We start from the raw sequence: 24,645 nt of genomic DNA on the forward strand, positions 1-24,645 counted from the left end.
ACCCCGATAGCGTTACCAGCTATGGAGCCGGCTGCGTTGATCCGCGAGTATCTGCTGCTGGGTTTGCGCTTCGACCGGGTGGAGTCCGGCTATGTCGACGCATTCACCGGCGATCCCGCGTTGCGGCGCGCCGTCGCCGACGAACCGGCGCCCGACCCCGCCGACCTGGCCCGGCAGGCCGAGCGGCTGCTCGCCGCGCTGCCGGATACGCCGCGGCGCAACGGGTTTGACCAAGCCCGCGCCGACTATCTTGGCGTCCACCTGCGTGCCCTGGCATGCGCCGGGCGCAAGTTCGCTGGAGCCGACGTCGGCTTCGTCGAGGAGGTGCGCGAGTACTTCGACGTCGACATCGGTAAGGGCGACGTCGACACCTACCGGCAGGCTCATGCCCGCCTCGACGAGCTGCTCGGCGGAACCGGTCCGCTGGTCGAGCGGATGATCGCGTACCGGGCGGCCGACGAGATCCCGCCGGACCGGCTGGCCGAATGCATCGATGCGTTCTCCAGCGCGCTGCGCGACCGGGTGCGTGCGGAATACCCGCTGCCGGACACCGAGACCGTCGAGTATCACGTCGTCACCGACAAACCATGGTCGGGATTCAACTACTACCTGGGCGACTTCCGCTCCACAGTGGCCGTCAACGCCGACCTCAAGCAGCTGATGTCGAACCTGCCCCGGCTGGTTGCCCACGAGTCCTATCCCGGGCATCACACCGAGCACTGCCGCAAGGAGGCCGGTCTGGTCAAACGGCACGGACAAGCCGAGCAGACCATCTTTTTGGTCAACACCCCGCAGTGCCTGATGGCCGAAGGCTTGGCGGACCTGGCGCTCTACGCCGCGATCGGCCCGGGTTGGGGCCGCTGGGCCGCCGAGATCTACGCCGATCTCGGGCTGCGGTTCGACGGCGAGCGCGCGGAGGCGGTGTCGGAGGCATCCGCTGCGCTGGCCGGGGTCCGGCAGGACGCGGCGCTGATGCTGCACGACGAGCACCGCGACATCGACGAAGTGGCGCAGTTCCTGCGCCGCTGGTTGTTGGTCGACGACGCCCGCGCCCGGCAAATGCTGCGGTTCCTGTCGTCGCCGCTGTGGCGTGCCTACACCAGCACCTACGTCGAGGGATACCGCCTGCTGCGACGCTGGTTGGACGACCGACCCGCGGGTGTCAGCCTGACCGAACGGTTCGGCCGGCTGCTGGACGAGCCACTGATCCCGTCGTCGTTGGGTTGAGGAGCCCACCTAGCGTCAGCGCCGCTGGATAGACTGACCCGCGTGACTGCCGCACCCCACACCACCTCGTCCGTGATGTCGGCTTCGCTCGCCGACGTCGATCCCGACATCGCCGAACTGGTGGGCAAGGAGTTGGGCCGTCAGCGCGACACGCTGGAAATGATCGCTTCGGAGAACTTCGTGCCGCGCTCGGTCCTGCAGGCGCAGGGCAGCGTGTTGACCAACAAGTACGCGGAGGGCCTGCCCGGCCGGCGCTACTACGGCGGCTGCGAATACGTCGACGCCGTGGAGAACATCGCCCGGGACCGGGCCAAAGCGCTGTTCGGCGCCGAGTTCGCCAACGTGCAGCCGCATTCGGGCGCCCAGGCCAACGCGGCGGTGCTGGCCGCACTGATGACCCCGGGGGAGCGGCTGCTGGGGCTGGACCTGGCCAACGGCGGACACCTGACGCACGGCATGAAGCTGAACTTCTCCGGCAAGCTCTACGACGTCGGCTTCTACGGTGTCGACCCCACCACGCACCTGATCGACATGGACCGGGTTCGAGATCAGGCGCGGGCCTTCAAACCCAAGGTGATCATCGCCGGCTGGTCGGCCTACCCCCGCATCCTCGACTTCCCGGCGTTCGCCTCGATCGCCGACGAGGTCGACGCCAAGCTGTGGGTGGACATGGCGCACTTCGCCGGCCTGGTCGCCACCGGGCTGCACCCCTCGCCGGTGCCGCACGCCGACGTGGTGTCCACCACCGTGCATAAGACACTCGGCGGCGCCCGCTCCGGCATGATCCTGGGCAAGCAGGAATACGCCAAGGCGATCAACTCGGCGGTGTTCCCGGGCCAGCAGGGCGGCCCGCTGATGCACGTCATCGCCGGCAAGGCCGTGGCGCTGAAGATCGCCACCACGGCCGAATTCGCCGACCGTCAACAGCGCACCGTCTCCGGGGCGCGGATCATCGCCGAGCGGCTGCTGGCCCCCGACGTCGCCAACGCCGGGGTGTCGGTGGTCAGCGGCGGCACCGACGTGCATCTGGTGCTGGTCGACCTGCGTGATTCCCCGCTGGACGGCAAGGTCGCCGAGGACCTGCTGCACGAGATCGGCATCACCGTCAACCGCAACGCGGTGCCCAATGATCCCCGCCCGCCGATGGTGACGTCGGGCCTGCGGGTCGGTACTCCCGCACTGGCCACCCGCGGCTTCGGCGACGCCGAATTCAGCGAGGTCGCCGACATCATCGCCACCGCACTGGCCGCCGGCGTGTCGGCTGACGTGACGGCGCTGCGGGACCGGGTCACGCGGTTGGCCAGGGCGTTTCCACTGTATGAGGGCCTAGAAGACTGGAAGCTGGTCGACTCCTAGACCCAAGACGGTTTCACGAAACCTGTGTACACGGGTTACAGTTACTTTCATGGCCGTGAAACCTGTACCTAACGCGCTGATCCTGGAACTGGAGCCGGTGGTCGAGCAGCTCATGGACCACCACCTGAACACCGAAGAGCTCTGGTTCGCGCACGATTACGTGCCGTTCGACCGAGGCGAGAACTTTGCCCTACTCGGCGGGCGGGACTGGGATCCCTCGCAGGCGACGCTGCCCCGCGTGGTGACCGATGCCTGCGAGATCCTGCTGATCACCAAGGACAACCTGGCCGGGCGTCACCGCGAGCTCGTCGAGCACTTCATCCTGGAGGACTGGTGGGGCCGCTGGCTGGGCCGGTGGACCGCCGAGGAGCACCTGCACGCCGTCGCACTGCGCAACTACCTCGTGGTGACCCGCGAAGTGGACCCGGTCGCCAACGAGGAGGTCCGTGTCGAGCACGTGATGAAGGGCTACCGGGCCGACCACTACAGCCAGATCGAAACGCTGGTGTACATGGCCTTCTTCGAGCGCGCCCACGCGGTGTTCTGCCGCAATCTGGCCGCTCAGATCGAGGAGCCGGTCCTGGCCGGGCTGATCGGCCGGATCGCCAAGGACGAAGAACGCCACGAGGACTTCTTCGCCAAGCTCGTCGCGCACTGCCTGGACTACACCCGTGAGGAGACGGTGGCCGCGATCGCTGCCCGCGCGGCGGAATTCGACGTCGTCGGTGCCGACATCGACGCCTACCAGGACAAGGTGCAGAAGATGGCCGAGGCCGGGATTTTCGGCGAACCACAGCTGCGCCAGGTGATCTCGGATCGCATCACCGCCTGGGGGCTGGCCGACGAGCCTGAGGTGCAGCAGTTCGTCAGCTGACCGCCTTCTGCCGAGCGTGCGCAGTTGCACGCTGAGGACCGGCGTGTCGCGTACAAACATGCACGCTCGCGGTGGTATCCGGCGCGCCTGCACGGCCGGTACCCGTTGAGCGGAGTAGCGTCGATCTCGATGGCTAGCGACATGCTCTGCTGTCCAGACGGCACCCTTATGTCACGACGATCGCAGGACCGGCCCCGGTCCTGGTGCCGCAGCCCCGTCCAACCGCGCGGGGTCGCGCGGCCGTCAACTCAGGAGCGCTCCGTGACTGATATCCGGACCTACGTGCTTGACACCTCGGTGCTGTTGTCCGATCCCTGGGCTTGCACCCGGTTTGCCGAGCACGAAGTGGTGGTGCCGCTGGTGGTGATCAGCGAACTGGAAGCCAAGCGCTACCACCATGAACTGGGTTGGTTCGCCCGTCAGGCGTTGCGCTTGTTCGACGATCTGCGGCTCGAACACGGGCGCCTTGATCAGCCGATTCCTGTTGGTACGCAGGGCGGTACGCTGCACGTCGAACTCAATCACAGCGACCCCGCCGTGTTGCCGGCGGGTTTCCGAACCGAGGACAACGACTCCCGGATCCTGTGCTGCGCAGCGAACCTCGCTGCTGAGGGCAAGCAGGTTACCTTGGTGAGCAAGGACATTCCGCTGCGGGTGAAAGCCGGCGCGGTCGGGTTGACCGCCGACGAATACCACGCGCAGGACGTCGTCACGTCCGGGTGGACCGGTATGGCTGAGATCGAAGCCTCCGCCGCGGACATCGACGTGTTGTTCGCCGACGGCGAGGTTGATTTACCCGGTGCTCGAGACTTGCCTTGCCACACCGGGATTCGGTTGCTGGGTGGCAGCTCGTATGCATTGGGCAGGGTCAACGCAGCCAAACATGTGCAATTGGTCCGCGGTGACCGCGAGGTGTTCGGGCTGCGCGGGCGCTCGGCCGAGCAGCGGGTGGCGTTGGATCTACTGCTCGACGAGTCGGTGGGTATCGTGTCGCTGGGCGGCAAGGCGGGCACCGGCAAGTCGGCGCTGGCATTGTGCGCGGGCCTGGAGGCGGTGCTGGAGCGGCGAACCCATCGCAAGGTGGTGGTGTTCCGTCCGCTGTATGCCGTGGGTGGGCAAGAGCTGGGTTATCTGCCCGGCAGCGAGAGCGACAAGATGGGCCCTTGGGCCCAAGCGGTTTTCGACACCCTCGAGGGGCTGGCCAGTCCGGCGGTGCTCGACGAGGTGCTCTCCCGCGGCATGCTCGAGGTGTTGCCGCTCACGCACATCCGCGGGCGCTCACTGCATGACTCGTTCGTCATCGTCGATGAGGCGCAGTCGCTGGAGCGCAACGTGCTGCTGACCGTGCTGTCGCGGTTGGGCACCGGATCGCGGGTGGTGTTGACCCACGACGTCGCGCAGCGCGACAACCTGCGAGTGGGCCGCCACGACGGGGTGGTCGCCGTGATCGAGAAGCTCAAGGGCCACCCACTGTTTGCCCACATCACCTTGCTGCGCAGTGAACGCTCCCCGGTCGCCGCGCTGGTCACCGACATGCTCGAGGAGATCAGCAGCGGGCCGCTGCCTTAGCCGGAGCCCGTGGGCGCGACGGTAAGCTGCCAGGGTGCGGAAAATCCGCGATAGCCAGGGTTGGCGATACGGGCTGACCGTCGTCGGCGTCGTCGTGGCCGCGATAGTGGTGGCTATCGGCGTGCTGACCGGTCATGTGCGCCGTGCTGACGCCGACGATGTGGATTGCGCACGGGTCAAGTGCGTGGCTCTGACGTTCGACGACGGGCCCACCCCCTACACTGACCGGCTATTGCGCATCCTGGCGGACAACGACGCCAAGGCCACCTTCTTCCTGATCGGCAACAAGGTGGCGGCCAATCCCTCCGGCGCCAAACGCATCGCCGACGCAGGTATGGAGATCGGCAGCCACACTTGGGAACATCCCGACCTGACGGCGATCCCGCCCGCGGAAATCCCGGCCCAGCTGTCGAAGGCCAACGACGCGATCGCCGCCGCCACCGGGCGGACGCCGACGCTGTACCGCCCCGCCGGCGGCCTGTCCAATGCGGCGGTGCGTCAAGCGGCCGCGAAGCTTGGGCAAGCTGAAATCCTCTGGGATGTCATCCCTTTCGACTGGATCAATGACTCCAACATTGCGGCCAGCCGGGCCGTGCTGATGTCGCAGATCAAACCGGGCTCGGTGGTGTTGCTGCACGACACGTACTCGTCGACTGTCGATTTGGCCTACCAGTTCATCCCGGTGCTCAAGGCCAACGGGTATCACCTGGTGACGGTGAGCCAACTGCTCGGCCCGCGCGCGCCGGGCAGCAGCTACGGCGGCCGTGAAAACGGTCCGCCTGCTGACGACCTGCACGACATCCCGGCCGGCGAGATCCCGACATTGCCGAACACGCCGTCGCCGGCTCCGATGCCCAATTTCCCGATTACCGACATCCCGGGCGCCAATCCGGGGGGCCCCAACAACGGCACGTAACCACCGGCGGGCTGACACACTGTTTCCGATGCCACGCCCACGCAACACCGCCAGCCGCACCGAGCAGGAAGACGCCATCCTCAAGGCGGCGGCGGAAGAAGTCGCCCTGGTCGGAGTAAGCCGCACCAGCCTCGCCGTGATCGCCCGTTCGGCGGGGGTCAGCCGCAGCACGCTGTATCGCCGCTTTCCGAACCGCGACACGCTGATCACCGAATTGGGGCGCCGCACCTTCGACTTCGCGATGGCGCGGCTGCGCACGGTCGCCATCGACTCCGGTCCCAAAGACGCTGCGGTGGCGGCCTTCTGCGAGGGACTGCGGTTGTTGACCACTGAACCGGTGATGCGTCAGTTCCTGCAGCTCGACGCCGACTTGAGTACGGTGGCCGGAATGTGTCAACAGGCCAAGGCTTTCCTGGACAGTGCGTCCGCGGCGATGGCCAAGGCACTGCGTGCCGCCGGTGCCGCCATGCCTGACGCTGAGCTGTCGGCCGTCTCGGAATTGCATATCCGGCTGGCCTGTTCGCTGGCTCAGGTGCCGAGTCGGCGGCTCGATACCCGCGACGACGCGGCGGTGCGCGAGTACGCGCGCAAGCACCTGGCTCCGCTGGTCTGGTAGCGGACCCTTACTCGTCGACTTTGGTCATTGCCAGCACGTCGAGTCGACGGTCGAGTTCCTCCTCGGACAGCTTGTCACCGATCAGTCCGCGGTCGATCACGGCTTGGCGGATCGTCTTGCGCTCCTTGAGCGCTTCCTTGGCCACCGCAGCCGCTTCCTCGTAGCCGATCGCCGAGTTCAGCGGCGTGACGATCGACGGTGACGACTCGGCCAATTCACGGAGGTGCTCGACGTTGGCGGCCAGCCCGGTAATGCACCGCTCGGCGAACAGCTTCGACACGTTGGTCAGCAGCTTGAACGACTCCAGCATGTTGCGCGCCATCATCGGGATGTAGACGTTGAGCTCGAAGGCGCCGTTCGCACCACCCCAGGCGATCGCGGCGTCGTTACCGATGACCTGCGCTGCAACCTGTGTAACTGCTTCCGGCAGAACAGGATTCACCTTACCCGGCATGATCGAGCTGCCCGGCTGCAGGTCGGGAAGTTGAATCTCGGCCAGCCCGGTCAGCGGACCCGATCCCATCCAGCGAATGTCATTGGCGATCTTGGTCAGTGACACCGCGATCGTGCGCAGCGCGCCGGACGCCTCGACCAATCCGTCGCGGGCCGCTTGGGCTTCGAAAGAGTTGGTGGCCGTGCGCAATTCTGTCAACCCGGTTTTGGCCACCAGAACCTCGACAACCTTGGCGCCGAAACCATCGGGCGCGTTGAGCCCGGTTCCCACCGCGGTGCCCCCGATCGCCAGCTCGCCGAGGCGGGGAAGACACGCCTGCACCCGCTCGATACCGGCTTCGATCTGGCGGGCGTATCCGGAAAACTCCTGGCCGAGTGTCACCGGAACCGCGTCCATCAAGTGGGTGCGGCCCGACTTCACCACCGTGCGCCACTCGCGGGCCTTGCCGGCCAGCGCGTCGTGGAGTATCTCCAGCGCCGGAATGAGGTGGCGCACTGCGGCTTCGGTGGCTGCAATGTGTGTGGCGGTCGGGAAGGTGTCGTTGGACGACTGGGACATGTTCACGTCGTCGTTGGGGTGCACCGTGACACCGTTGGCTGCGGCGATGCTGGCGATCACCTCGTTGGCGTTCATATTCGAACTGGTGCCCGACCCGGTCTGGAACACGTCGATGGGGAACTGGTCGTCGTGGCGGCCGTCGGCAATCTCGTTGGCGGCGGCGATGATCGCGTCCGCCTTCTGCGGGCTCAACAGCCCGAGATCCTTGTTGACCTGGGCGCAGGCACCCTTCAACAGGCCCAGCGCACGGATCTGGGTGCGCTCCAGCCCCCTGCCCGAGATCGGGAAGTTCTCCACCGCACGTTGAGTCTGCGCACGCCATAACGCTTTTGCCGGCACCCGGACCTCGCCCATGGTGTCGTGTTCAATGCGGTATTCGGCATCAGAGGCCATCGGTTGTATTCCTCGCTTGTTGTCAGCTTGTGGACAGCTTGTGGTCAGGGCAGGGGGTACTGGGCGTTGGAGTCGCCGGTGAAATCGATCGCCGAGTATTCGTTGAGTTTCGACAGCCGGTGGTAGGCCTCGATCATCCGTACCGTGCCCGACTTCGAGCGCATCACGATCGACTGGGTGGTGCAGCCGCCGGGGTAATAGCGCACACCCTTGAGCAGGTCGCCGTCGGTGACGCCGGTCGCGCAGAAGAACACGTTGTCACCGGACACCAGGTCTTCGGTGGTCAGCACCTGTTCGAGGTCGTAGCCGGCGTCGATCGCCTTCTGCCGTTCTTCGTCGTCCTTGGGAGCCAGCTGCGCCTGGATCGCGCCGCCCATGCAGCGGATGGCGGCGGCCGCGATGATGCCCTCCGGGGTGCCCCCGATCCCGGCCAGCATGTCGGTGCCGGAGTTCGGCCGGCACGCCGAGATGGCACCGGCCACGTCGCCGTCGGTGATCAGCCGGATGCGCGCCCCGGTGGCCCGGACGTCGTCGATCAGCTGGGCGTGCCGGGGCCGGTCCAATATGCACACCGTCATGTCCCGCACCGACAGGTCCTTGACCTTGGCGACCGCTTTGATGTTCTCGGCGATCGGCGCGGTGATGTCCAGCACGTGGGCGGCTTCGGGCCCGACGGCGATCTTGTTCATGTAAAACACCGCCGACGGGTCGAACATCGCGCCCCGGTCGGCGACGGCCAGCACCGAGATGGCGTTGGGCATGCCCTTGCTCATCAGCGTGGTGCCGTCGATGGGGTCGACGGCGAAATCGCAGTCCGGTCCGTCGCCGTTACCGACTTCCTCACCGTTGTAGAGCATCGGCGCGTGGTCCTTCTCGCCCTCGCCGATGACCACCACGCCGCGCATCGACACGGAGTTGACCAGTTCACGCATCGCGTCGACGGCGGCGCCGTCACCGCCTTCTTTGTCGCCGCGACCCACCCAGCGGCCCGCGGCCATGGCACCCGCTTCGGTCACCCGTACCAGCTCTAAGGCCAGGTTGCGGTCCGGGGCTTCGCGACGTGAAGACGTCCGCGACGACGAGCCAGGTTCCGACGAGGAGGTAGCGGCGGAGTTGGGAGTGGCGGTCATGTGCCCGATTGTCCCAGAAACAGGCTGGCCGTACCGAGCTGGGATACTCGTCGTGTGAGCTCGCAGCCACAGCCGTCGGCCAAGCCGGCAAAGTCGCGGTTGCTGCAGGACGGGCGCGACATGTTCTGGTCGCTGGCGCCGCTGGTGGTGGCCTGTATCGTGCTGGCGGGCCTGTTGGGGATGTGTGCGTTTGCGCCCGGGGCGTCCAACCGCGGACGGGTGCCGTCCTACGACGCCGACGCCGCCCTGCACGCCGACGCCGAGACGCTCGGCTTCCCGGTCCGGCTGCCCCGGCTGCCGCAAGGCTGGCAGCCCAACTCCGGCAGCCGCGGCGGCATCGAGGACGGCCGCACCGATCCCTCGACCGGTCAGCGGGTGCGGGCGGTGGTCTCCACGGTCGGATACATCAGCCCGACCGGCATGTATCTGAGCCTGAACCAGAGCAACGCCGACGAGGAAAAGCTCGTCGGCTGGATCCACCCCGCCATGTACCCCACCGGCAAGGTCGACGTCGACGGCACCACCTGGGTCACCTATGAAGGCGACGGTGTCGAGCCGGTATGGACCACCCGGCTGGACAGTGCGGCCGGCCCCGCGCAGATCACCGTCACCGGCGCGGGAAGTAGCGACCAGTTCCGCACGCTGGCGTGGGCCACCCAGTTACAACCACCGTTGCCGGTCGGCCGGTAGAAAGACATCTCACGAAGTTAAGAGTCAAGCCGCGAGCGAGAGAGGAGGTGGAAACGCCAGGTGTTCGTTGTAGAGCCGGCCGGTCTGCAGGCAGTGGTGGAGTTGGCCGAGGAACTTGTTGAACAGGTGCCGTTGGGCTTGGTGGTTCCAGTCTCCGGCGGCGCGGCGGGCATCGTAGTGGCGGCGCGCGCCCGGCGAGGCGCGCAGCGATCCCAGTGCCCAGATCGGGCCGACGGCGGCCAGTCGCCGGTTCTTGATGTGGCGATGCAGGACAACGGTTTTCTTGCCGCTGGCGCGGGTGATGGGGGCGGATCCGGCGAAGGCTTTGAGTCCGCGGGCATCAGCGAAGCGGGTTCGGTCATCGCCGATCTCGGCGAGCACCCGGGCGCCGGCCAACATCCCCAGGCCGGGGAAGCTGGTGATGATCTTGGCGTCCGGGTGTTGCTCAAAATGGGCGATCGCCGCCTCGGCCAGCTCGTCGGCCGCGGTGCAGGCGGCCTCGAGTTGGCGCAACAACGCCGCCAGTTGGATGCCCATCGCGTTTTCCACGGCCGGCGGTTGGTGCAGGTAGGTGTCGGTGAACACGGCGCGCAACCGCTCGATATCGCGGTCGAGATGGCGTCGGCGGCCAGCTTTGGTCAGCAGTCGGCGCAGCCGGGCGGGAGTCAGCGTCGCCGCCTGCGTTGGGGTCGGCGCAGCGGCCAAGATGGTGCGGGCGTCGGCGCGGGCCAGTCCACCCTCGGGCAGCCCGGCGAACGCGGCGATGGCGGCCGGGTAGAAGTCTTTGAGCAGGTCGCGGATCTGGTTGCCGATCTGCTGACGCGCCCAAACCGCATCTTGCTGGGCGCGGGCGAGCACCCGGATGGCTTGGGCCAGCTCGGTGTCGGCGGGCAGCGGTCGGTGCGCGGCGGCATCGGTGCGCACGATATTGGCCAGCAGCACCGCATCGGTGGCATCGGATTTGGCCCCCGACACTGCATGCCGTGCCCGGTACCGCGAGGCCGCCAGTGGGTTGATCGGGTAGATCACCCGGCCGGTTTCGCGCAGCGCGGCCACCCACAGTCCGCGATCGGTTTCGATCCCCACCGGGATTGGATGCGCGGCGCTGTCACCGGCCTCAGCCAGCAGCGTCAACAGAGCCGCGAACCCGGCCGCATCATTGCTGACCCGTCCGCGGGCCACCACACGCCCGTCGTCGTCGATGACGGCGACATCGTGATGTTCAGTGGCCCAATCAATTCCACAAAACAAGCCCAAGGTGTCATCACTCCTTCGATCGATGGTTATGCCGTCACCGGTGGACTCACGCGGCGCCCTAATCGCGGGACTCTTAGGTCCGTCATCTCACTAGCCGTCCGTGACTCCAGCTCACCGCAGGACCTCGTTCTATCGAAGAGCTCAAGGCTCGGGAAACACAGTCGGGAGGTCAACCCTGCGGTGGGCTCGGGCAACGGCATCCCACCACCACCGGAGGTGATCTGCCGTCAGGCGCGCCGTTCTTTCTCTAGACGTCGAGCGTCGGGACAAACCAGGCATCACCTGACAGCAGACCAACCAGGAAACAGACCCTGGTCGCCACCACGACCAGCAATCCATCCCTACTAAACGATTAGGACATCCAGTGACAGCACCCGAAGCAGACTTGACCGGTTGGTCGTCGGCGCCGTTCACCGGCGGCGGCTACACCCATGACGTCTACCGCAAAGGTGAGGGCCCCGGTGTGGTGTTGATTCCCGAGATGCCCGGCATCCATCCCGGGGTGCTGGCGTTGGGGAATCACCTGGTGGACAACGGGTTCACGGTCGCCATCCCGTCGTTGTTCGGCGAGCCGGGCCGGGCGGTGTCGCTCGGCTATGTGCTTCCGACCATCGCGCGTGCTTGTGTGGCAAGGGAATTCGCGGCGTTCGCGACCAACAAGAATCGACCGGTGTCGCAGTTCCTGCGTGCGCTTGCCCGTGACCTCAACGCCTCGACACCGGGCAAGGGAGTCGGGGTGATCGGCCAATGCTTCACCGGCGGCTTCGCGCTGGCCGCCGCCGTCGACGACAGCGTGCTGGCGCCGGTGCTCAGTCAACCGTCGGTGCCGCTACCGCTGACCCTGCGCCACCGACGCGATCCCGGGCTCAGCGAACCGGAGCTGAACCGCGTCGCCGAGCGCGCCGCCGATGAAGGCCTGTGCGCAATGGGTTTGCGGTTCAGCGAGGACAAGACGTCGCCGCGCGAACGCTTTACCACGCTCAAAGAGCGACTCGGCGACGCGTTCGAGGTGATCGAAATCCCTTCCGGCCCAGGCAACGAGCACGGCTTCAGCCGGATGGCTCATTCGGTGCTCACCGACGAGGTCCGCGAGGTCGACGGACACCCGGCCTATGAGGCCCGCAAGCGCGTGGTCGAATTCCTCACTCAGCGGCTGAGGTAGCCGGCTTTTCGTCCTCGTTCTGTCGCTCGACACCCTTGTACACCGCGAGGTAGACGTCGATCGTGGTGACGATGACGATCATCAGCACCGGGCCGATGACGATGCCCCACGGTCCGAACATCGCGATACCGGCGAACACCGAGAGCAGCATCAGCGCGGGATTGAGCCGGGCGTCGCGCGGGACCAACACCGGCCGCAGAAAATTGTCCAGGTTGGTAACCACAATGAGGTGCCAAAGCACCACGAACACGCCACCAAAGACGTTGCCGAAGAAGATCATTCCGATCCCGAACGGAATGGTGACGATTCCGCCGCCCAGCGGGATGATCGACAGCGCGGTCAGCAAGATCGCGAAAATGAAGAACCCATGGTGAAATCCGGCGATGTAGATGGACGCGGCGCCGGCCACGCCCTGGCACAGCGCAATAACGAACTGCCCGCTCACGGTGCCACGGACCATCGAACCCATCTTGCGCAGGTACAAGTCGGTGACTTCCTCACCGAGCGGATTGAGCCGGCGGATCAGCGTGAGCAGCTTCTCGCGATGGGTTAGCAGCGCGACGAACACGTACAAGAAGATGATCGCCGAGGTGACGGCACCGAATGCGCTGCCGACCGCGTCCTGCAGGACGCCCAGGAACCACTGGCCGGCTTTCTGCGCGACGGTCACCATCGCTTTTCGCAGCGACTCGGCAGTGACCGTGGTGTGTACGAACGGCACCCGGGCGAGCAGCTCGTTGGCAAGACGCAAACCCTGGTCCCCGAGTTTGCTCAGATCGGTCCGCTGCACCCAGTCGGCGATCTGGCCGACCATTCGGGAAATCTGCACGACCGCGAGCAACACCAGCAGGCTGATCGGCACGATCACGGCAACCAGCGCCGACAGCAACGTGCAGGCGGCGGCCAGCCCGGTGGACAGTCGCCGGTCAAACCAGTTGAAAACCGGTGTGAACAAATATGCCCCGACGGCCGCAACCACGATCAGCACGAAATAGCTGCGCAGGAAGTACGCGGCGAACAGCAGGGCGATCAGCGTGACAACCGCAAGCGCACGCTTTTGGGTGGGCGTGAACTCGGTGTTCATTGTCGGGCAGGTGCCTGCGCAGCTTGCCGGGCGCGCTGCTGGGCAATGAATCGGATCGACAACCGCTGCAACAGACCCGGTGCCAGCCGGGCGAACAACCACGACGCGTGCGCACGTTTGGGTACCACCAACAAAGCCCTGTTGCGTTCGATTGCCCGCAGGGTGTCGCGGGCCAGCCGGTCGGGGTCGTAGGCGGTTTTCATGCCCTGTCCGCGCAGGTAGTAGTCGCGGCCGACGAACCCACCGACCGCGCCCTTGTCCAGGATCGGCGTCTCGACCGCGGCCGGGCACACCGCCAACACCCCCACCCCGCGCGAAACGGCTTCCGATCGCAGGGCCAGCGACAACCCGACGACGGCGTGTTTGGTCATCACGTAGCTGGTGATCTGTCCGGCCGCGGTCAGCCCCGCCATCGACGCGGTGTTGACGATGTGGCCGTGCCCTTGGGCCAGCATCACCGGGTAGGCGGCGGTCACCCCGTGTACGACGCCGCGGATGTTGACGTCGATGATGGCGTTCCACTGCTCCAGCGTGAGCAGTTCGGTGTCGCCACCCCAGGCGATCCCGGCGTTATTGAACATCAGGTCGAGCCGGCCGGTGCGGGCGACGACGTCGTCGACAGCGGCCTGCACGGCCGCCGGGTCGGTGACGTCGAGACGGGCCGACCGTGCGCTGCCCGGACCCTTCAGTGAATCAGCCGTTCTGGTGGCGGCGGCAGCGTCGATGTCGGTGCAGACCACGTCGGCGCCGGCCGCGACCAGCGCGCGGCACAGCGCCGCGCCGATACCCGAGCCGGCCCCGGTGACGATCGCCTGCTTGCCGGTGAAACTCACTGCGGGCCTGCCGATTTCATCACATGTCCGTACACGTCGGGATAGCGTTTGAGATGAGCTCCACCGTTGAGGTCGAGCACCTCACCGGTCAGCCACGGGGCCTTGCACATGAACAGCACGGCTTCGGCGACGTCCTCGGCGGTACCGCCGCGGCCCAGCGCGGTGTTCTCCAGGTAGTCGTCGAGTACACCGGGAATTTGGGTGAGCGGCTCGGTGAGCGGGGTGTGCACGATTCCGGGCGCGACGGCGTTGACCCGGATACCGCGCGGCCCCAGTTCCAGCGCGGCGACCTGGGTCAGCATCGACAGCCCCGCCTTGGCCGCGCAGTAGGCGCTCATCGCCGCCGCGGGTTGGCGGGCATTCAGCGAACTCAACGACACCAGCACTCCGCCGTCGCGCAGTTGCGGCGCGGCATGCTTGATCACCAGGAAAGCGCCGGTGAGGCAGACGTCGACCACCGCGCGGAACTCCTCGACCGCAAGCTCGGTGATCAGTCCGAACCCGCCGAACCCGGCGGTGTTGACGACGATCTGGAGCGGTCCGGCTTGCGCGAACAGCCGCTGCACCGAAGCCTCGTCGGTGACCTCGACGACCGCCGAGGTGTGCGGGTCGCCGAGCTCGGCGGCGACGGCCTGGGCGCCGTCGGCGTTGCGGTCGGCGACTGTGACGCGATAGTTCTCGGCGGCCAGCGCGTGCGCCACCGCCCGGCCGATGCCGGACGCTCCGCCCACCACAACGGCCCCACGAGTCACGCTGGCCCCCAATCCGGCCGGAAGCCACCCCACTTGGCGCCGATCACGCCCCACGGATCGGCGTGCTGACCGGGGTAACGGTAGTACGGTGAGCGGCGCCGCAGCATCGCGTTCGCCAGCGGTGCCACCAACCGCGCCGGGTACCGTCGCCAGCTCATCCGCTCGGCGGCGTCGACGAGCAGTTGTGGCCACGAAATCCGTTGGAAATCAAGAAGTTGCTGCGATCGGGTGGTGTCCATCCAGTCGGTGGAAAACCAGTCGTCGTCGCTGTCGGGGTTGCCCTTGCGGCCGATGGGAACTCCTCCGACCAGTCCCATCGCCGCGGCGGTGGCCGGCGCCAGCTCGCCGTGGAGCAGGCGGTGCGACTCGTCGCCGCCGATCAACAGCGTCTCACCGACCGCGGGTGCGGTGGCGGCGGCGGCGAAGGCGCGCGCCGCGTCGCGCACATCGACGGACTGAATGCGACCGTCGATCGGCAGTGCGGCCTCGAAGTAGATGGTGTCCAAGTCGATATCGAAGCGTGGGTCGGCGGTGAGCACCGCACCGAGCCGCAGTACCACGAAGTCCAGCCCCGAGTCGCGTACCAGCTGCTCGGCTTGCACCTTGTGGACGCCGTAGATGTCTGAGGGCCGCAGCGGGGTGTCGGCGGTGAGCAGATTGGTGACGCGGTGTGGGTTGCGGGCACCGTAGGTGGCGACGCTCGACGCTTGCACGAATCGCGGTGGCTCGGGTAATGCCTTGGCGCAGTTGAGCAATGTCGCGGTGGCGTCGACGTTGACGGCGCGGGCCAACGCCGGGCGCGCATAACATAGCGGCGGGATGATCGCGGCGAGATGGATGATCGCCGCCGGGCGCACCGCCTGCAGCAGTGCCTCCACGGCGTTGGGGTCGGTCAGATCGGCCCAACGGACCTCGACCGACGCGGGCAACGTTGCTGCCTTCTTGCGGTTGGCCGGTACGTCGAGGTCGGTGGCCACCACGCGATGGCCGTCGGCGGCCAACTGCCGCACGGTCGCCGATCCGACCAGTCCGAGGGCCCCGGTGACTAGCACTGTCTCGGTCATCCGGCGCCGCTCCTCCTCATCGCTTCGTTCACCGCATCATCGTCGGCGCGCATGGCGCATTACGCTACACGCCGACGTGTAATTGCGGGGGTTGTCGTCGCGCTCGCGTATTGGGCACACGACTAAGTGATAAACGCCCTGGTAATTGGCGAAAAGCCGTATCCTGAGCCCGTTGAAACCCGGCTCATGATCGGCGGGGCAGCGGATGACGGCGACCGGCACATGCCAAACATGCGGCACCGAGCCACTTCAGAGTGCGCGGTTTTGTCACTCCTGCGGTTCGCCGATCAGCACGGTGACGGTGCCCGCCGAGTACAAGCAGGTGACGGTTCTGTTCGTCGATGTGGTGCGTTCGATGGACATCGCGGTCACTGTGGGTACCGAGCGGCTGCACGGCATCATGACCGAGCTGTTCCACCGTTGTGCAGCAGTCGTGCAGCGCTACGGCGGCACCGTCGACAAGTTCACCGGCGACGGCATCATGGCATTGTTCGGTGCTCCAGTGTCATTGGAGGACCATGCTTTTCGCGCATGCCGGGCAGCATTGGAGATACAGGCGGAAAACCACGGCCTGGCTGATGAAGTGCAGCGTCATGACGGCGTCTTGCTAGAGCTTCGGATTGGGTTGAACTCCGGAAAAGTGATCGCCGGTGAAATTGATGCGAACCCGCTGACCTATACGGCGATCGGTGAACAGGTCGGTTTGGCGCAACGAATGGAGTCTGTCGCGCCACCCGGCGGGGTAATGCTCAGCGAGTCAACCGCCCGGCTGGTCGAACACCTTGCGACGTTGGGCGAACCGGAGCTGGTACAGATCAAGGGTGTTACCGAGCCGGTGCGAGCACGTCGGTTACTTGCGGCAGCATCGGCGCATCTTGGTGTGGGGCGCCAAGATCCCTCGTTGGTGGGCCGCACTTGGGAAATGGGCGCACTGAGCGGCATCCTCGATCAGGCGATCGATGGGGCAGGTTGCGTGGTCGGTGTCGTTGGCCCGCCCGGGATTGGTAAGAGCCGCATCGTCCGCGAGGTCACCGCCCTGGCACAGAAGCGTGGCGTGGAGGTGTTCGCCGCATACTGTGAATCGCACGCCAACGAGATCCCGTTCCACACAGTGACATCGCTCCTCCGCACAGCCCTCGGCGTAACCCGTTTCGACGACGAATCAGCCCGAGCGCGGATTCGCGAGCGTGTCCCTGACGGCGATCCCGAAGACCTGGTACTCCTGGATGACCTACTCGGTATCCGAGATGGCAACGTCGAACTACCCGCGATCGATCCGGATGCCCGACGTCGACGGCTCACGAAATTGGTCAACACTATCTCGCTGGCACGCACCACACCCGCCGTCTACGTTGTCGAGGACGTCCATTGGATAGACGACGTCAGTGAGTCCCTGCTGGCGCAGTTCTTGGTCGTTGCGCCGCAAACACCATCCCTGGTATTGATCACGTACCGCCCTGAATACCGCGGCGCACTGACCCGGACACCGAATTCGCAAACCATCACCCTTGCACCGCTGAATGCTGCCCAGTCGGCCACGCTCGCAACCGAATTGATCGGTTCGGACCCGTCCGTGGCGGCACTTTGCGACGAGGTCGCACAGCGGGCCGCGGGAAACCCGTTCTTCGCCGAGGAGATAGTGCGCGACCTTGCCGAACGTGGTGTGCTGACCGGTGGCCGCGGCCAGTATGTCTGCCACGTCGAGCACGCCGACACCGCCGTACCAGCAACCTTGCAGGCCACCATCGCCGCGCGCATCGACCGGCTCAACAGCGACGCCAAACGGACGCTGAACGCGGCGGCGGTGATCGGATTGCGGTTCAGTGCAGACGAACTGGCGTTGCTCGACGGCGATGCCGAGATAGGAACTCTGATAGAAGCCGAACTGGTCGACCAGGTGCGGTTCACCCCACACGCCGAATACGCGTTTCGTCATCCGCTGATCCGCACTGTGGCATATGAATCGCAACTGAAGTCAAGCCGAGCCGAACTGCACCGGCGGTTGGCCATCGCGATCGAACAACGCCACCCTGATGAGCTTGACGAGAACGCAGCGCTGATCGCCGAGCATCTCGAGGCCGCCGATGAGTTAACCGCGGCCTTCGAATTTCGCATGCGGGCGGGGAATTGGGCGCAGCACCGTAATATCCGCGCCGCATATATGAGCTGGCGACGAGCATGTGACATCGCAGACCGGCTGCCGGTCAACGAGCCCACCCGTCTCGCGATGCGCATCGCATCGCGGACTTGCGTGTGTGGTAGCGCGTGGCGGGTCGGTAAGAGTGTCGCTGAAATCAGATTCGAGGAACTGCGCGAACTATGCGCTGCCGCGGGCGACAAGCTCTCGCTCGCCATCGGTATGAGTGGCCTGCTGGTCACGCTGGCCTTTCACGGACGCGACCGCGAGGCGGCCCAGCTCGCTACGGAGGCCGCCGAGCTGATCGAGTCGAGCGAAGACCCCGACGCCGTCGCGCTCCTCACCGGACCGATCTACGCCAAATCAGAGGCCGGCGAGATGTCGGAAGTGCTCAGTTGGACGCAGCGCATCATCGACTGGTCAGAAGGTGATCCCACCAAGGGCAGTTTGATTCTCGCGTCACCATTGACAAGCGCGCTCGCTTGGCGCGGTCTGGCGCGGTTCTGCCATGGTCTCGGTGGTTGGGCAGAAGATCTTGACCTCGCCATGTCGATGGGGCGGGATATCGACCCGCTCGGATTTGTCGTCGCAGTCTGCTACAAGTCCTTCTGCATTGCGCTCGAACCTTGGCGACCCGACCAAGAAATGCTGCGAGAAACCGCCGCCGCAGTGTCAATCGCCGAGCGGTCCGGCGATGACCTGGCGGTTGCGCTAGCCGGGATGGCTCACGCCATCGCGTTCGCACACCAAAAAAGGTCCGATCGCGAGGCCGCTCTCGCCCTGCTCACGCAAATGCGGGAAGACGCACTGCAACAGCGCTCCCCGATCATTGGCGCTGCAATTGCCGACATCGGAACCGCCAGAGTGATGCAGGAAACCGGCGATCTGGACACTGCCATCGGGCTGTCCAGGAAAGCCGTCGACCGCTGCTTCGATGCCGGCGCGATGAATTGGCGTGGCGAGGCCACCGCCGTGCTGGTGGAGTCACTACTAATGCGCGGCAAAAAGTCCGACATCGAGGACGCGCAGTCGGCTATCGACCGGCTCGCGGCGGTGCCGACCGAACCGGGCTTTGTATTGTTCGAAATTCCGTTGCTTCGGCTCAGAGCGTTGTTGGCCCGCGCGAATGGTGACGAAACCGGTTACCGCTCCTTCGTGGACCGCTACCGCACAAGAGCGAACGAAGTTGGATACAAAGGACATATCGCGCTCGCCGAAGCGATGTGACCGTTATTCGGGTGGCGCCGCGGCGACAACCGCCGCCAGGTGGGGATGGGCAGCGGCCTTGACCTCCTCGAACAACTCGCAGTAGTACGGCAGACACTCGGCCATCGCCTGCTCGGTGGTGAACAGCGGCTGATAACCCAGATCCCGCTGCGCCTTGGCGACCGAGAAGTAGTTGTCCAAGTAGAGCCGTTCCACCGCAAGGGGTTCCAGCGGCGGTTGCGGCAGGCCGAACCGGAAGTGCAGTCGCTGCCACACCGACATGAGGTCACGCACCAGCCGGCCCGATACCCGTGCGCGCGGCCATGGCACCCCGCACTTTTCGACGATCGGCCGTGCGAACTCGAACATATTGATCGGTTCGGCATCGTTGATGAAGTACGCCTGGCCGGGCGCGGTGCCGCCGGGCACCAAATGTTCAGCGGCCAAGATGAAGCCGTGAATCAGGTTGTGTATGTAGGAGTTATCGAGTTTAGCGTTCTTGCTGCCGATCAGTACCTTGACATGGCCGGCCACGACACTTTCGAACAGCCTGCGGAACATCGTCTTGTCACCGCGGCCCCAGATACCGCTGGGGCGGATCGAACAGGTCAGTAACCCTTCAATCCCGTTCTGGGACAATACAAATTTTTCCGCGACTACCTTCGTCTCGGTGTAGAGGTCGTTGAATCGCTTCGTGTAGGGAAGCGTTTCGTCGCCACCGCAGATGCGCTGACCACCCATCACCACGCTGTTCGACGCGGTGTAGACGAACCGCTTGACTCCGGCTTTTTGCGCCGCGTGCACGAGGTTCTTGGTGCCGTCGACGTTCACCGCGAAGCTACGTCGGCGGTACTCGTCGGTCACCGACTTGCCGCCCAGCAGCTCGATGATCGCGGCGGTGTGGAACACCGTGTCGATACCGTCCACCGCAGTGTCGACGACCGCGGGGTCGCAGATGTCGCCTTGCAACACCTCGAGCCCCGCCCGGTCAGGCAACGGTGATGGTGCGCGGTCGAAGGAGCGCACCCGATAGCCGCGGTCGAGCAGCGTGGTCACCAGGTTCGCGCCGACGAAGCCGGATCCGCCGGTGACCAGGACGCGGCCGAGTTCGGTGGTCAACGATGCATCACCCATGCCGCAGAGGATAACTGAAACGTGTTTCAGTTTCGAGCACGGATGCTCAAACTGCTTGAGGATTCAACTATTTATCGGCGTCTTCGTTCTCGGTGGCGGCCAACGCATCGGCCACCTGCTTGCGCGCTCCAGCTAAGTAGTCCTCACATCGTTTAGCCAGCTGTTCGCCTCTTTCCCACAATTTCAGCGACGTATCGAGGTCCAGCCCGCCCTGTTCCAGCTGGCGCACCACCTCGATCAGCTCGTCGCGGCACTCTTCGTACCCCAGCTGACTAATGTCCCTAATCTCATCACTCGCCATCTGTCAGTCCCTCGCTCACCGCCGCGACGGCTCCGTCGCTCACCCGCACCCGCAACCTGGTGCCCGCCGGAGCGTCGTCGACCGAGCGCAAGACCATCGCGGGCCCGGACGGCGGAACGGTCTGCACCACGGCATAGCCGCGGGCCAGCGTGGCGGCAGGCCCCAGCGTCGCCAGCCGGGCGGCCAGATGCCCGACGCGATCGGTCTCTACATCGATGAGCCGGGTGATATCCCGGCGTACCGCCGAGCGGGCGCGGTGGATCTCATCGCCGCGGGCTTGCAACGCGGCCAACGGCTGCGCCAGCACCGGGCGGCTGCGCAACGACGCCAGCGCGCGTTCCTCACGGGACACCCAGTTACGCAGCGCCTGGGCGCTGCGTCGGCGCAGGTCGGCGATCAGCTGCTGCTCTGCGGCGGTGTCCGGCACGATCTTCTTCGCGGCATCGGTCGGGGTCGCGGCGCGCACATCGGCGACCAGATCGCACAACGGATTGTCGGGTTCGTGACCAACCGCACTCACCACCGGGGTGCGGCACGCCGCGATCGCCCGACACAGCGTCTCGTCAGAAAACGGCAACAGGTCCTCGACGCTGCCGCCGCCGCGGGCCAGCACGATGACGTCCACATCGGGGTCGCCGTCCAGGTCGGACAGCGCCTCGACGATCTGCGGAACCGCGTTGGGCCCCTGCACGGCGGTGTTGCGAACCGCGAAGCGCACCGCCGGCCAGCGTCCTGTCGCCACGGTGGTGACATCGTGCTCGGCGGCGCTGGCGCGACCGGTGATCAGCCCAACTGTGCTGGGCAGGAACGGGATTGGCCGCTTGAGCCGGGCGTCGAAAAGCCCTTCTGCGTCGAGCAGCCGGCGCAGCCGCTCAATACGAGCCAGCAGTTCTCCGATGCCGACCGCACGAATCTCGTTGAGCCGCAACGAGAAAGTGCCCCGTCCGGTGTAGAACGTGGGCTTACCGCAGACCACCACCTGCACACCTTCGGTCAGTTTCACCGGCGCGCCCAGGATCAAGTCACGCGGCGCGGTCACCGTCAGCGACATGTCGGCCGCCGGATCGCGCAGCACCATGAACACGGTCTTGGAGTCCGGCCGCAGGTTGATCTGAGTCAGCTGGCCTTCCACCCAGACCGTGCCCAGCTTGTCGATCCAGCCCGCGACCCGGATGGCCACCGCGCGAACCGGGAACGGGTTTTCGGCCGAGTTCGGCGGTGCGGGCTGGGTCACTTGGCGGTCGCGCGGGTAATCCTGTTGGCCAGCAACGTCTGGAACGGCGCGCGCGCCTTGGTGGCCTCCTCGTAGGCCAGCAGCGCTTCGAGCTCGTCGACGTCCAGCGTGGCCAGCCGGGCCCGCAACTGGGCCAGCGTCAGCGACTCGTAGTCGAGTTCGGTCGCCACGGCCGGCACCGGCACGTTCGACGCCGATTTCTTGTCGTGGGTGCGCACTGGTTTCGTCGGCGGATCGGCGGGGGCGTCCGACGTCGAGTACAACGCAAACCGTCCCTCGGCACGCCGATCCGTGTCGGCGGCGTCCGTCGGCTGGTCCTCTTCCAAGTCCTCGTCGAACGTCGCCCACTCCGGCTGCTCGTCCTTGGGCGGAAAGATCGTCTCCAGGGTGGCGTCGCCCTTGATCACCAGTTCGGCCATGTTCTGCTGGAATTTCATGACGATGTGCGCCGCTTGACTGGCCAGTGTCATCGGGTACATCAGAATCGTCTTCGGCAGCTTTATGGTCTCCTCGACGGCGACGGTCGCCGCTCCCACCAGCAACCGAACCCCATACGGTGCAGTAGCCATGTGTCCCAGCCTGCCTTAAACCTGCGGTCAACTCCAAGCTGGCTGCGCGGTGTGGTCGGAAAGTACCCTGGTTGTCATGCCGCCGACCGTCAACATGGGGATTCCGGGCGCGTCCAGTTCGGTGGTCGAGCCCGCGACCGGCAAACGGGTGCTGCTTGCCGAACCCCGCGGATACTGCGCGGGCGTGGACCGCGCCGTCGAGACGGTCGAACGCGCGCTGGAAAAGCACGGCCCACCGGTGTATGTGCGCCATGAAATCGTGCACAACCGGCACGTGGTGGACACCCTCGCCAAAGCGGGAGCGATCTTCGTCGACGAAACCGACGAGGTGCCCGAGGGTGCCATCGTGGTGTTCTCCGCACACGGTGTGGCGCCGACCGTGCACACCTCGGCCGCCGAACGCGGTCTGCGAGTGATCGACGCCACCTGCCCGCTGGTCACCAAGGTGCACAACGAGGCCAAGCGCTTCGCCCGTGACGACTACGACATCCTGCTCATCGGGCACGAGGGCCACGAGGAAGTCGTCGGCACCGCCGGCGAGGCTCCCGACCACGTGCAGTTGGTGGACGGACCCGAGGCCGTTGACAACGTCAGGGTCCGCGACGAGAACAAGGTCATCTGGCTCTCGCAGACCACCCTGAGCGTCGACGAGACGATGGAAACCGTACAGCGGCTGCGCAAACGCTTCCCGAATCTGCAGGACCCGCCCAGCGACGACATCTGCTACGCGACCCAGAACCGCCAGGTCGCGGTCAAGGCGATGGCACCCGAGTGTGAGCTGGTGATCGTCGTCGGGTCGGCGAACTCGTCGAATTCAGTGCGGCTCGTCGAGGTGGCGCTGGGCGCCGGTTCGGCGGCCGCGCACTTGGTCGACTGCGCCGACGACATCGACCCGGCCTGGTTGGACGGCGTCACCACCGTCGGCGTCACCTCCGGAGCGTCGGTGCCCGAAATACTGGTACGAGGCGTGCTCGAGCGGCTGGCCGAGCACGGATATGACGTCGTCCAGCCGGTCACGACCGCCAACGAGACGCTGGTGTTCGCCCTACCCCGGGAGATTCGGCCGGCTCGATCCGGCTAGTCCTCGTAGTCCCATGGCTTGCGCGGGTCGTCCGTGCGGGCGGCTCCGCGATAGCGCACCCGCGATATCGGGTGGTGGGTGGCGCTTCCACTGGATGGGGTGGATGGGGAACGACGGCGCGGCTCGGCAGGCCTGACGCGCTCGTAACCGTCTGGTTCGTGCGGGTCGAATGGACTGCCCGTTCCGCGGGTGCGACGCACATGCGGCTCGCGGCGGATCTCTCGCGGCGGTCGGCCCCGCAGATCCGGATCGCGCGGCACCCTGGAACGCCGCGGCGCTTCGGGCGGTTCCACGTCGCGGGAGCGCGTTGACCGTCGGCGCCGGGTGGGCTCTGCCATCTCATCCAGAGCCGGCCGACGTGTGCGGGTAGTGGCCGGCCGTTTGGCGGCGCGAGTCGCGGAGCTCTTCGTCGGACGCCCCGCCGCCTCGGTGCGCCGCGTTCTGGTCGACTTGCGGGTGTGCTCGGGTACGGCGGGGTCGCGGCCGAACAACGTCACGAACTTCGCGATGATGCCCGGCTTGGGCGTGTCGGTGGTCTTCGCTTCCTCCGCGGACGCAGTCGAGCGCACCGACATGCCGAGATACCAGCGGATCATGCCGATCAGCAGCACACCGGCCGAGGTGAACAGCATCAGCGGGAACCGCTCGATCAGCGGATAACCGCAATTGATCAGCAGATCCTTCAACCCGGTGATTTTGGCGCCGTGGAATAACCAGTACGCGCCGGGAACCGCGCAGAACAGGATCAGCGGCGGCTGGATGACCGCGGTGAACACCCCGGCCTGCTGCACTGCCAGCACCGCGACCACGCAGCCAACGACATAGAGAGCGGAGAAGACATTGGTCAGTTCCTTGTTGCCCGACCCGGCGTCGAACGCGAAACCGGCGGCGGTCGCGGTCACGGCAACAACCACGGCGGCCCACCACGGCACACCCGGAAGGTTCGGGTAAATCGAGCGGCGACTCGCGGTCACCGCCGGTCTTCCCCGCTGTGCTGACACACGTCGACCGTACCGGCTGGGCAGCGAAAGACCCGTAAAGACCTGCC

22 protein-coding genes are annotated in these 24,645 nt (G+C 66.1%); 10 read left to right on the forward strand and 12 right to left on the reverse strand.

The window, feature by feature from the left end; genetic code table 11:
• Nucleotides 1-21: 21 nt before the first annotated feature.
• The 6 genes from MSP7336_RS11055 to MSP7336_RS11080 all read left to right on the forward strand — a co-directional run bounded on the left by MSP7336_RS11055 (nt 22) and on the right by MSP7336_RS11080 (nt 6,558).
• Nucleotides 22-1,227: a DUF885 domain-containing protein gene (locus MSP7336_RS11055; RefSeq protein ID WP_113963699.1), complete on the forward strand. Its 1,206-nt coding sequence runs from the start codon at nt 22-24 to the stop codon at nt 1,225-1,227.
• Nucleotides 1,228-1,302: 75 nt separating this feature from the next.
• Nucleotides 1,303-2,583, forward strand: coding sequence for a serine hydroxymethyltransferase (gene glyA / locus MSP7336_RS11060; RefSeq protein ID WP_069397770.1), 1,281 nt, complete (start codon nt 1,303-1,305; stop codon nt 2,581-2,583).
• 49 nt (nt 2,584-2,632) lie between these two features.
• Nucleotides 2,633-3,457, forward strand: a complete 825-nt coding sequence (locus tag MSP7336_RS11065; RefSeq protein WP_113963700.1) for an acyl-ACP desaturase — start codon at nt 2,633-2,635, stop codon at nt 3,455-3,457.
• 261 nt (nt 3,458-3,718) lie between these two features.
• The gene (gene phoH2 / locus MSP7336_RS11070) at nt 3,719-5,026 is read left to right on the forward strand and encodes an RNA 5'-3' helicase PhoH2 (RefSeq protein WP_113963701.1); all 1,308 of its coding nucleotides are present in this window, start codon (nt 3,719-3,721) and stop codon (nt 5,024-5,026) included.
• Between the two features lie 34 nt (nt 5,027-5,060).
• Nucleotides 5,061-5,942 (forward strand): polysaccharide deacetylase family protein, encoded by an 882-nt coding sequence (locus tag MSP7336_RS11075; protein WP_113963702.1) that lies wholly within the window; start codon nt 5,061-5,063, stop codon nt 5,940-5,942.
• A 28-nt stretch (nt 5,943-5,970) separates the two neighbouring features.
• A complete protein-coding gene (locus MSP7336_RS11080) occupies nt 5,971-6,558 on the forward strand; it encodes a TetR/AcrR family transcriptional regulator (protein ID WP_113963703.1) in 588 nt (195 codons plus the stop codon).
• A 7-nt stretch (nt 6,559-6,565) separates the two neighbouring features.
• Here MSP7336_RS11080 and MSP7336_RS11085 read toward each other — a convergent pair whose 3' ends face one another.
• Nucleotides 6,566-7,963, reverse strand: coding sequence for a class II fumarate hydratase (locus MSP7336_RS11085; RefSeq protein WP_069397753.1), 1,398 nt, complete (start codon nt 7,961-7,963; stop codon nt 6,566-6,568).
• Between the two features lie 44 nt (nt 7,964-8,007).
• On the reverse strand, nt 8,008-9,093 hold the full coding sequence (gene glpX, locus MSP7336_RS11090; RefSeq protein ID WP_113963704.1) for a class II fructose-bisphosphatase: 1,086 nt from the start codon (nt 9,091-9,093) through the stop codon (nt 8,008-8,010).
• Between the two features lie 54 nt (nt 9,094-9,147).
• Between glpX and MSP7336_RS11095 the strand changes: the two genes are divergently transcribed.
• On the forward strand, nt 9,148-9,783 hold the full coding sequence (locus MSP7336_RS11095) for a DUF4245 domain-containing protein (protein WP_113963705.1): 636 nt from the start codon (nt 9,148-9,150) through the stop codon (nt 9,781-9,783).
• Between the two features lie 24 nt (nt 9,784-9,807).
• On the opposite strand, the gene MSP7336_RS11100 is transcribed toward MSP7336_RS11095, so the two are convergent.
• The gene (locus MSP7336_RS11100; RefSeq protein ID WP_181786972.1) at nt 9,808-11,034 is read right to left on the reverse strand and encodes an IS110 family RNA-guided transposase; all 1,227 of its coding nucleotides are present in this window, start codon (nt 11,032-11,034) and stop codon (nt 9,808-9,810) included.
• Nucleotides 11,035-11,404: 370 nt separating this feature from the next.
• Here MSP7336_RS11100 and MSP7336_RS11105 point away from each other — a divergent pair, with 370 nt between their 5' ends.
• Nucleotides 11,405-12,202 carry a dienelactone hydrolase family protein gene (locus MSP7336_RS11105; RefSeq protein ID WP_069397756.1) on the forward strand — a complete coding sequence of 266 codons (798 nt, stop codon included), beginning with the start codon at nt 11,405-11,407 and terminating at the stop codon, nt 12,200-12,202.
• Here the strand turns inward: MSP7336_RS11105 and MSP7336_RS11110 are convergent.
• The 4 genes from MSP7336_RS11110 to MSP7336_RS11125 are packed head-to-tail and all read right to left on the reverse strand — an operon-like array spanning nt 12,183 to nt 15,935.
• Entirely contained in the window at nt 12,183-13,286 is a 1,104-nt protein-coding gene (locus MSP7336_RS11110; RefSeq protein ID WP_069397757.1) for an AI-2E family transporter, read from the reverse strand. The genes MSP7336_RS11105 and MSP7336_RS11110 overlap by 20 nt on opposite strands.
• Nucleotides 13,283-14,119, reverse strand: a complete 837-nt coding sequence (locus MSP7336_RS11115) for an SDR family NAD(P)-dependent oxidoreductase (RefSeq protein ID WP_113963707.1) — start codon at nt 14,117-14,119, stop codon at nt 13,283-13,285. Before MSP7336_RS11115 ends, MSP7336_RS11110 begins: the two co-directional genes overlap by 4 nt.
• Nucleotides 14,116-14,871, reverse strand: coding sequence for an SDR family NAD(P)-dependent oxidoreductase (locus tag MSP7336_RS11120; RefSeq protein WP_113964872.1), 756 nt, complete (start codon nt 14,869-14,871; stop codon nt 14,116-14,118). The genes MSP7336_RS11115 and MSP7336_RS11120 overlap by 4 nt, the downstream gene beginning before the upstream one ends.
• Nucleotides 14,868-15,935, reverse strand: a complete 1,068-nt coding sequence (locus tag MSP7336_RS11125; RefSeq protein ID WP_069397759.1) for an NAD-dependent epimerase/dehydratase family protein — start codon at nt 15,933-15,935, stop codon at nt 14,868-14,870. The genes MSP7336_RS11120 and MSP7336_RS11125 overlap by 4 nt, the downstream gene beginning before the upstream one ends.
• A 295-nt stretch (nt 15,936-16,230) precedes the next feature.
• Between MSP7336_RS11125 and MSP7336_RS11130 the strand changes: the two genes are divergently transcribed.
• Nucleotides 16,231-19,299, forward strand: a complete 3,069-nt coding sequence (locus tag MSP7336_RS11130) for an ATP-binding protein (protein ID WP_308207469.1) — start codon at nt 16,231-16,233, stop codon at nt 19,297-19,299.
• 3 nt (nt 19,300-19,302) lie between these two features.
• Here the strand turns inward: MSP7336_RS11130 and MSP7336_RS11135 are convergent, their stop codons facing one another.
• From MSP7336_RS11135 to MSP7336_RS11150, 4 genes are read right to left on the reverse strand one after another with little or no spacing between them, the layout of a single operon-like run.
• Nucleotides 19,303-20,424, reverse strand: a complete 1,122-nt coding sequence (locus MSP7336_RS11135) for a 3-beta-hydroxysteroid dehydrogenase (protein ID WP_069397761.1) — start codon at nt 20,422-20,424, stop codon at nt 19,303-19,305.
• 55 nt (nt 20,425-20,479) lie between these two features.
• Entirely contained in the window at nt 20,480-20,713 is a 234-nt protein-coding gene (locus tag MSP7336_RS11140; protein ID WP_069397762.1) for an exodeoxyribonuclease VII small subunit, read from the reverse strand.
• On the reverse strand, nt 20,703-21,947 hold the full coding sequence (xseA, locus tag MSP7336_RS11145) for an exodeoxyribonuclease VII large subunit (RefSeq protein WP_069397763.1): 1,245 nt from the start codon (nt 21,945-21,947) through the stop codon (nt 20,703-20,705). Before xseA ends, MSP7336_RS11140 begins: the two co-directional genes overlap by 11 nt.
• Nucleotides 21,944-22,516: a lipid droplet-associated protein gene (locus tag MSP7336_RS11150; RefSeq protein WP_069397764.1), complete on the reverse strand. Its 573-nt coding sequence runs from the start codon at nt 22,514-22,516 to the stop codon at nt 21,944-21,946. Before MSP7336_RS11150 ends, xseA begins: the two co-directional genes overlap by 4 nt.
• Before the next feature lie 76 nt (nt 22,517-22,592).
• Between MSP7336_RS11150 and MSP7336_RS11155 the strand changes: the two genes are divergently transcribed.
• Nucleotides 22,593-23,597 (forward strand): 4-hydroxy-3-methylbut-2-enyl diphosphate reductase, encoded by a 1,005-nt coding sequence (locus tag MSP7336_RS11155; RefSeq protein ID WP_069397765.1) that lies wholly within the window; start codon nt 22,593-22,595, stop codon nt 23,595-23,597.
• Here MSP7336_RS11155 and MSP7336_RS11160 read toward each other — a convergent pair.
• A complete protein-coding gene (locus tag MSP7336_RS11160; protein WP_181786697.1) occupies nt 23,594-24,598 on the reverse strand; it encodes a DUF6542 domain-containing protein in 1,005 nt (334 codons plus the stop codon). The genes MSP7336_RS11155 and MSP7336_RS11160 overlap by 4 nt on opposite strands.
• Nucleotides 24,599-24,645 lie beyond the last annotated feature (47 nt).

Origin of the sequence: Mycobacterium shimoidei, assembly GCF_900417275.1 — a bacterium.
In the GTDB taxonomy this organism is placed as follows: Bacteria; Actinomycetota; Actinomycetes; order Mycobacteriales; family Mycobacteriaceae; genus Mycobacterium; species Mycobacterium shimoidei.